The sequence below is a fragment of the Lysinibacillus zambalensis genome, from assembly GCF_040183165.1.
Classification (GTDB): domain Bacteria; phylum Bacillota; class Bacilli; order Bacillales_A; family Planococcaceae; genus Lysinibacillus; species Lysinibacillus zambalensis.
Genome location: NZ_JBEGDG010000001.1, coordinates 555,717 through 564,727, shown reverse-complemented (window position 1 = coordinate 564,727; position 9,011 = coordinate 555,717). Strand labels below are relative to the sequence as shown.

9 protein-coding genes are annotated in these 9,011 nt (G+C 33.4%); 5 read left to right on the top strand and 4 right to left on the bottom strand.

All coding sequences use genetic code 11. The features are described 5' to 3' along the window. Positions 1-231 precede the first annotated feature (231 nt). Both ABNX05_RS02780 and ltaS read left to right on the top strand, forming a co-directional pair. Entirely contained in the window at positions 232-477 is a 246-nt protein-coding gene (locus ABNX05_RS02780) for a cold-shock protein (protein ID WP_349658290.1), read from the top strand. Between the two features lie 704 nt (positions 478-1,181). Next, positions 1,182-3,134 carry a lipoteichoic acid synthase gene (gene ltaS, locus ABNX05_RS02775; protein ID WP_349658289.1) on the top strand — a complete coding sequence of 651 codons (1,953 nt, stop codon included), beginning with the start codon at positions 1,182-1,184 and terminating at the stop codon, positions 3,132-3,134. A 654-nt stretch (positions 3,135-3,788) separates the two neighbouring features. Here the strand turns inward: ltaS and ABNX05_RS02770 are convergent. Then, a complete protein-coding gene (locus ABNX05_RS02770; protein ID WP_349658288.1) occupies positions 3,789-4,556 on the bottom strand; it encodes a TerC family protein in 768 nt (255 codons plus the stop codon). 363 nt (positions 4,557-4,919) lie between these two features. Between ABNX05_RS02770 and ABNX05_RS02765 the strand changes: the two genes are divergently transcribed. Then, entirely contained in the window at positions 4,920-5,336 is a 417-nt protein-coding gene (locus tag ABNX05_RS02765) for a DUF2243 domain-containing protein (protein WP_197143517.1), read from the top strand. Between the two features lie 12 nt (positions 5,337-5,348). Further along, positions 5,349-6,146 carry a cytochrome c oxidase assembly protein gene (locus ABNX05_RS02760; RefSeq protein ID WP_349658287.1) on the top strand — a complete coding sequence of 266 codons (798 nt, stop codon included), beginning with the start codon at positions 5,349-5,351 and terminating at the stop codon, positions 6,144-6,146. Positions 6,147-6,936: 790 nt separating this feature from the next. Here ABNX05_RS02760 and ABNX05_RS02755 read toward each other — a convergent pair. The 3 genes from ABNX05_RS02755 to ABNX05_RS02745 all read right to left on the bottom strand — a co-directional run bounded on the left by ABNX05_RS02755 (position 6,937) and on the right by ABNX05_RS02745 (position 7,874). Next, positions 6,937-7,044, bottom strand: coding sequence for a YjcZ family sporulation protein (locus tag ABNX05_RS02755; RefSeq protein ID WP_349658286.1), 108 nt, complete (start codon positions 7,042-7,044; stop codon positions 6,937-6,939). 258 nt (positions 7,045-7,302) lie between these two features. Then, the gene (locus tag ABNX05_RS02750; protein ID WP_079561272.1) at positions 7,303-7,422 is read right to left on the bottom strand and encodes a YjcZ family sporulation protein; all 120 of its coding nucleotides are present in this window, start codon (positions 7,420-7,422) and stop codon (positions 7,303-7,305) included. Positions 7,423-7,763: 341 nt separating this feature from the next. Then, the gene (locus ABNX05_RS02745) at positions 7,764-7,874 is read right to left on the bottom strand and encodes a YjcZ family sporulation protein (protein WP_349658285.1); all 111 of its coding nucleotides are present in this window, start codon (positions 7,872-7,874) and stop codon (positions 7,764-7,766) included. A 683-nt stretch (positions 7,875-8,557) separates the two neighbouring features. Here ABNX05_RS02745 and ABNX05_RS26345 point away from each other — a divergent pair. Further along, positions 8,558-8,842 carry a S4 domain-containing protein gene (locus ABNX05_RS26345; RefSeq protein ID WP_432760112.1) on the top strand — a complete coding sequence of 95 codons (285 nt, stop codon included), beginning with the start codon at positions 8,558-8,560 and terminating at the stop codon, positions 8,840-8,842. The last annotated feature ends 169 nt before the right edge of the window (positions 8,843-9,011 follow it).

Below are 9,011 nucleotides of genomic sequence, written 5' to 3'. Positions count from 1 at the left end.
CCGGCTACTATCAATCTATAAATTGAATAAAAAATAGTCAACCAGATTTCTCTCTGGTTGACCTTATAATACGAACGGGTGCTTTACTTGAAGTTACATTGAGTTGCACGATTTCTCTTTTTTTCTTATTCAAATAAAGATGAAATTTAGTGCTATAAGAAAGTAATAATAAGGGGGAGAACAGGTAACGAAGTAGTTTAGTTAAAAAAATGAATTGGAGGCCGAACAGATATGAAACGAGAGGGAATTGTTAAATGGTTTAAAGAAGAAAAGGGTTATGGTCGTATCATGCTTGACGGTGAGGATGGAAACCATGTTTATGTTCATTTCAGTTCGATTTTACCTGATAAAGAAAGATTTCTGAATGGATTCAGATTCCTTAAACAAGGTCAAAAAGTATCTTTTGATTTAGTTGAAAACCCAAATTTTACTGACCAAAAGCAAGTTGCAGAAAATGTAATCGTTATTTCTGACTAAAAAATTCTTCTTCACTAACGGCTGCTTTCGTTGAATAAGACTCATAATTAACGTCATTTCTATCAATCTTCATTCTAAAGCTACACCCTTTTTATACATGCCTTAAAAAATCTTATTAAAAAATGACCGTTTATAGTAGAGAGCTGATATTTGATATGACCGTTTCTAATGTGCAATAAAAAGAACAGCTGACAATTAAGCTACCTGTTTAAAAATGGTTCTATAAAAGTAAATTATTATTTTGGCGTTCATATTACTGCTTTTTTATTATTAATTCTATTTTCTCAGGCTATGAACTATTCAAAAACGCTATCGCGACATATTAATAGTAATGTAAAGCTAACTTAGCCTTACACCTCCGAATTTTGTTACTGAGGGTCACTCCTATCCCAAGTGACCCTTTTTATAGTTTCTTTCTTCAAAGTGTCCAGTAATACTAAACTAAACCTTACAAAATTATAAGTTTCATGTCACCAAAATTAAATTGTTAAAATTAAAATTGTGTTTTAAAATTACTATTGTCGGAAATCAAGATAACATGATTTTTTTTGATATTTAATAACTTGACAGAAATCTAAATGGGGAGTAAGCTACATTAGCTGCGAAAAAAGCTATTGTGAAGTAACATTTTTTTAATGAAATACTTATAATCTAAATTAATATATATCTAGATTTAAGTAAGTAAGTTTAAGGTAGGTGTAAAAATGAAAAATTTATTAAGTAAAAAAGATGGCCTTTTAAATAAATTTTTAGGGATATATTTATTAGCTGTTTTAATGTTATGGATGAAAACATACATCGCTCAAACAGCACAATTTAAACTAGGCGTAGAAGGAGTACTTCAACAATTCCTTTTACTAATAAATCCACTAGGTTCTGCAATGCTATTTCTAGGAATTTCCTTTTTATTTACAGGTAAGAGAAAATATACATCACTAGTTGTAGTATACACTCTAATGTCTATTGTTTTATATGCTAATATTGTTTATTACCGATTTTTTAGTGATTTCATAACATTACCTACTGTTACCCAAACGCAGAACTTCGGAGATTTAGGTGGTAGTGTTCTTTCTTTACTAAAACCTTATGATATCTTGTTCTTTGTAGATGTTTTTGTAATGTTTTACCTACGATTCTCAAGAAAAATACAAAAAGAGTCTAATCGTTTAGGATATAAAAAAGCAACGGCAATCATTGCATTTGCATTGGCAATTTCCGTCCTAAATTTAGGACTAGCTGAAGCTGATCGTCCGCAATTATTATCTAGAGGTTTCGATAGAAACTATATTGTTAAATATCTAGGAATGTATAACTATACGATTTATGATTCAGTAGAAACGATGAAAGCATCTTCACAGAGAGCTTTGGCGGATAGTAATGATATTACAGAAGTAATGAACTATACAAAATCTAACTACGCCAAACCTAATGCAGAATATTTTGGTGCAGCAGAAGGAATGAACGTTGTCTATTTACATTTAGAATCATTCCAAAACTTTTTGATCGACTATAAATTAAACGGTGAAGAAGTTACACCGTTCTTAAATTCATTAGCAAAAGATAAGAATACAATGTATTTTGATAATTTCTTCCATCAGACAGGTCAAGGTAAAACTTCTGATGCAGAATTTATGCTTGAAAATTCTTTATTTGGGTTACCACAAGGATCTGCCTTTATTACAAAAGCACAAAATACGTACCAAGCAGCTCCTAGTATTTTAAAAGATTATGGTTATACATCTGCTGTATTCCATGGTAACAACGGAAGCTTCTGGAATCGAAATGAGATTTATAAATCATTTGGGTATGACAAATTCTTTGATGCAAGTTATTATGACACTGGTTCTACAGATAACATGGCTGAATATGGTTTGCTAGATAAACCATTCTTTAATCAATCTGAAAGTTTTTTAAGTTCGTTACCACAACCTTTTTATACGAAATTAATTACGGTAGGGAACCACTATCCGTATAAAATGAATCAAGACTTAGTAACAATTGATAAAGCTAATACTGGAGATGCAAGTGTAGATAATTATTTCCAAACAGCACGTTATGCAGATGAAGCAATCGAACAAGTCTTCAACCAATTAAAAGAATCAGGCTTATATGATAATACGATGATTGTTCTTTATGGTGACCATTACGGTATTTCAGATAATCATAATGATGCGATGGAGCAAGTCATTGGTAAAGAAATTACACCTTATGAAAATGCTAATTTACAACGCGTACCATTATTTATACATGTTCCAGGAATGCAAGGTGGAGCTAACCATACTTATGGTGGTCAAATAGACCTTCTTCCAACGCTATTACATTTACTAGGAATTGATACGCAAAAATTTGTTCAATTTGGTTCAGACTTATTATCAGAAGAGCACGAGGAAATTGTACCATTTAGAAATGGCAATTTTGTCAGTCCTACGATTTATTCAATTAATGAAAAATTCTATGATAATAAAACAGGTTTACTACTAGATGATAGTCAATTAGAGTTTGCGAAAACTATCAAAGATCAAGTAGATCTTAAATTGCATCTATCAGATAAAGTCGTGAATGGTGATTTATTGAGATTCCATAAGCCAACAGATTATACGCCAGTTGATCGTTCTAAGTATAATTATTCCAAAGATGAGGATGTAGAATCTAATTAATTATTGCCATTTGCAAGCATTTCAAGAAGATGAGTTTGATATTAAAGGGTTTTATTTTTAATTAAAAATTAAAAATGTCACATCAGAAAAGCGCGAGAGATCAATGTTTCTAAAATTGATTTCTCGCGTTTTTATAGTTTTGAACCAGTTTTATCCCGACCGTGGTACTTATAATGCATGAACATCAAGAACCTTTTACAGATTTTCTGAACGAGAAAGCCATAGTCGTTTAAAACGAACTCGTTCTTTGATAATTGAATTTTGTGTAAGGTTCGATAGCCTAATTCATGCTAACGGTAAAACAATATGTGTCGTCAAGGAAAGGACGCTAAACATATCGAACGAGACCAACTTTACGCTCTGGTAACAGTAGAGTAGCCCTAGCTGCTATTTGCACTGGATAGGGAGGGGGAATAATAGGATTCCCCAGTCCTGAGAGCTGTTAAAAACAGAAATGGACTGCGAACGCTTAGTTACTCAGCTATCTCACTGACATGAGTCAGCTTGTCCCTTGAGTGGTGGGAGTCTCAATTTTCAGGATTATCCACATGTGAAAATATGCTCATAATCCTAAATGCAAATACTTTTCAAACTAATCTCCCGTTAACTCAATATAGAAAAACTGCTCTGGAAAAGGGCTTCAATTTAGATCTTCTACCCATTTGGTTTTGACTTATTCCTAGGTGCAAACCATCCGATTAGGGCAATACCTACTAATACTCCATAGAAAATCGTAGTCCAGGCAGTACTATGAGGGAAGTGAGGATCTAAAATACCTATATCCTCATGGGATAGAGTTATTATAGCTAGTTTGACACCAACCCATGCAACTATTGCATATGCTGTTATTTCCAATGCTGGACGTTTTTCAAGTAGTTGCACAAACCATGTTGCAGCGAATTTGATTAGGACAAGTCCAGCAATCCCTCCAAGAACAACAACAATAAATTGCCCTCCATCCATACCTCCAAAATCATCTAGGGGAGAATCGGGAAGACCGAGAGCTAGAGCAACTGCAGCTAGTATTGAATCGATTGCAAAAGCAAGGTCAGCTAATGCAATTTTCCCAACAGTTGGACCAAAACCTTTTCCAGCGACTTCCTTTGCTTTGTCGTTATGAGCATTCTTATTATCTTTCCCAAACAGTGACTTAATGACATGATTTAATCCCAGATAAAGCAGATAGGCTGCTCCTACTGCTTGGATTTGCCAGACGTTCGCAATAAAGGAAATCGCAAAAAGTGCAGCAAATCTGAAAATGAAAGCCAAAAGGATTCCGTAATTTATAGCTCTTTTTTTCTGTTCTTCGGGTAAATGTTTGGCAATAACCGCCAGTACTAGAGCGTTGTCCGCCGATAATAATCCTTCTAAACCTATTAGAATTAGCAATGCCCAGGCATACTCTAACCATATTGACTCCATTAAAAATATCCCCAGCCTTTTAAATATAATGTCAGGTAAAGTATTGATAATTATAGAATTTCCTAATTAGCAATTAAGTATACTTAGAGAATTTTGAAAAAAATACAAACAATGACTTTGAATTTTAAAGAAAATCCACAAATGTGGTTACAGTAAGTGTTGGTGCTTTCTGTTTTTGGGGAATATAGGGATAAATGGATGTAAAGTAGAATGAAATAGAAAACACTTCTGTAAATTGTTTGAATTTCTTAATTTCATGGATAAACTAATAAAAAAACTGAGGTGATTAGGTTGACCATATTAAATAAGAATGAAAGAAATAATCATAAGCACGAAAATCGTTTTCATTATGGGCAACAAAATATGTGGACGGGCTTATTATTTGGTCTCGGTGTCGTGGCATTTATAGATGAAGTACTTTTTCATCAATTATTACATTGGCATCATTTCTATGATAAATCTACAGCTAATATTGGATTAGTCTCAGACGGACTATTTCATGCCTTTAGCTTTTTTGCCACGATTGGATCAGCCTTTTTACTCGCCGATCTTCATCGAAAACATGGATTTTGGTTAAAAAGATGGCTTGGAGGGATTTTTCTTGGAGCAGGAGCGTTTCAACTATACGATGGAATCATTCAGCACAAGTTCATGAAGTTACATCAAATCCGCTACAACGTCGATATTCTTCCTTATGATTTAGTATGGAATGTATTAGCAGCAATTTTAATAGTGATAGGTATTGTTTTACTAATACAAACTAATCAACAAAAGTATTAGGAGGATTCAACTTTGCATTCACATGAAACTTACACCCAAAATTTCTCCATAATTGTACAGCTAATATTAGTTTTGCCGTTTCTTATTTCCCTTATCTCATATATTGTTGCAGTTATTTACTCTAATCAGCATAAAAAAAGATGGTCACGTTCTCGCACATTAAGTTGGATTCTAGGGCATTTATGCGCAATCATTACATTAATCGGTCCATTTGCAGAGCTCACTCACGTTAATTTTTCAGCACATATGATCGGTCATCTATTGCTTGGAATGCTAGCTCCGCTCCTTATTGCTCTAGCGGCTCCGATAACTCTACTGTTGAGATCAATCCCTGTGAAATGGGCTCGTCTTATTTCCTCCATATTAAAAAATTCTTACTTTAGTTTTATACGCAATCCTATCGTAGCGTCTATTCTTAATGTAGGTGGTTTATGGTTGCTTTATACTACACCACTCTTTACCATGATGCATGAAAGCTCGCTTATATTTATTTTGATTCACATTCATATTTTTCTAGCAGGTTATTTGTTTACCATTGCCTTTATCTATATCGATCCAACCCCACATCAAGTATCTTATGTCTTTCGCTCAATCGTTTTATTAGTAGCTGTAACGGCTCATTCAATATTGTCCAAACATATTTATGCGTATCCTCCTAATCATGTACCTATTGAACAGGCTGAACTTGGAGGTATGATTATGTATTACGGCGGGGATGCAATTGAAATCGGACTCGTTTATTTACTATTTTACCAATGGTTTAAAAGGACAAGAAGTACTATTTATTCACCAGAAACGTTTAGTAATTGATCCTCTTTACTTTGAACATTTTCAAACATGGATACTATGGAGGGACATGATAATTCACTCCTCTTAGAAATTTTAAAAGGGTCACTTGGGATGGAGTGACCCTAAGAAGGAATTCGGAGTGCAAAGCATATTTGCTTTACATTTCTATAATATGATTAGGAAGTTATGTTTCGTAGTTTATTATCTTGAGATTTGAAAAAAACATAAAGACGAAGTAGAAACAGATTTAAAAGTTAGTATGTGAGAAATACTTATGACTGCGATATTGAAATAAGTGGAAGTATACTGAACACGATATGAAAATTCTGAAACACCTAGATTGGCGCTATTTACATACATTGAAGGTTAGTACAATCAAAAGGAATATAGGCTTCTAGCGCCTAACGACTGCAAAAGTATGTGCCAAGCTATAGAGCTGAAAATTCGGAAATATTTTTGGTCATCAGGCTTTACAGCATTATAGGTTCTTTTCGCTTTTACTGGCTGCACGAGACGTGGAACACTCCATAAATGGTCGTTACCACAAAACAAAAATTTTACTTTTGTATGTCCAGAATCTTGCCTTAGTTCCTGTATTTAAAAGTAAAAGATTTGAAGGATAGTTAAATATGATAAAGTCGCATATAACAAGGTGTGGCTTTTTAATTTGCTTTTAAAGGTTAAATTTGTCATCGAAAAGGGAAATGTTTAAAGGGTCACCGGAGGATAGTGACCCTTAGTAAAGATATAAAAGTTTAAATTAGTATTACCTTACACAAGTTATGAGCAGTTTAGGCGGCGGTATTAGGTATTAATATCTCATGAAACTAGCTCCGACAATAATTAGAAGGATGAATAGAACAACAATTAGCGCAAATGCTGAGCCATTGCCATAGCCATTACCATAGTTTTCAGACATAGTAAATCCCTCCTTTCTTATACTTTATACTATGTATAGTTGTTAAAAAGTGTTGCGATATTTATCTTAGGATGCATTAGTAAATGTTGAAAAAAATAGATTTAGATGATTAAGAACGTAACTATAGGCGCTGAACATTGGAAGAGGAAGTATAAAAGGGTCACTGGAGGATAGTGACCCTTAGTACAAATTTGAAGTTGTAAGGTTATATTAGTATTACCTTACACAAGTTATGAGCATTAGTGGCGGTATTGGATATTAATATTTCATGAAACTAGCGCCGACAATAATTAAAAGAATGAATAGAACAACAATTAGCGCGAATGCTGAACCTGTACCATAACCGCCACCACTTCCACTACCACAATTTTGAGACATAACAAATCCCTCCCTTCTTTCATTTATACTATGCATCGTAATCAAAAGGGATATTGATTATTAACTATACAGTGCTTAAATATTTATTGAAATGGGCGTGATAACACTTGAAATTAAAAGGTAATTGGTGATCAGTTCATTTTAACAATATAATAAATCTAAACGAATTGAATGCTATTACATGAAATTAAAGAAGACAGAGGGATAGATTTTTTTGAATTTCACAGGCAGGTTAATATGAAAAAGGATCACTTTGGTAAAAGTGACCCTAGAAGAAGGAGTTGTAAGGTTAATTAGCTTAATCCTGTTTTTCTATGCTGTGAACAAAAAGGTTCCGAAGATTAATACATGAAACTAGCGCCGACAATAATTAAAAGAATAAATAGAACGACAATTAGAACGAATGATGAACCGCCATAGCCGCCTGAAGAGCCACCGCAATTGTATCCCATGAAATATTCCTCCTTTCTATTTCTATAATATGTATGGTTGTAGAAAGTAAGGGGGTAATTATCCTACTTAATTTTTTTTTAGAATTAGGGCTAGACAATAGGCTAGGTGTGATAAGATTTGCTCTGTGAAGGTAAAATATTGAATACCCTTCTAATTGTATATAAATGTAATTATAAAGTGAAATAAGGATAATTCTATTTAGATGGAAAGGATACAGGAGAACACGTATGCCAAACTTTACTTTGTAATGATCAATAAATTGGATAGCATACCCCTCAAAAAACAATGTTTTTTTCAAGGGGGGAGTATGCCCATTTTTTCATTACAAAGGAACCGAGCAACCTTGTAGTCTCAATGTGTCAGGAGGTCCTTGTGCAGGATCTCCTTATTTATTTATTTACGAAATTTCACATTGTACTGCGAAATATCCAAATAGACGCTTGCGTACCTTTATCTTAAGAGGTGAAGGATAAATGTTAAATATTACATTCCGCTGGAAACTTTCTCAATTACCAGAACGAACTGTCAAGAAGCACTGTAAAATGTGTGGAACATTATCTGTTTTTACGGATACAACTGTACGAAGGCATAACGCAAATGGAAAAAATATTTATCAATATGCAATTTTTAAATGCGAAAACAATCATACTTGGAATAAAAAGTTAACTATAAAACGTTCTCAATGCATGTTGCTGAAATGGAAGACCAGAAAGAGGATTTTTCAATTTTGTCAACGATTGCGATATCTAGCTTAGCAGAACAAGGAATAAAGATAATACACATTGTACTAGATGATGTGACAGGAAAACATCGAATTGATAAAGTGCTTGCAAATCAAATTGAGGATTGGAGCCGCTCACAGATCATCAAAAAAATTGAAAAAGGTACGATTCAATTAAATGATCAAATCATTAAGCCTAGTTCAAGATTGTCAAAGGGTGAATGTATTGCTATTTTCATTGACTAAAAGTCTTTAAGTACTCTGATTGGAATCTTAAAGTTATTATCTTATGAACAAAGCCATTTTTAAGTGCAGAGGAATCTGTCCATAGAAATGGCTTTTTGTCTGTAAAAATTTATTTTAAAAATTCAGTTTCGTATCATTTTTAAAACCTAGAATGAAGATAAAGGAAAGG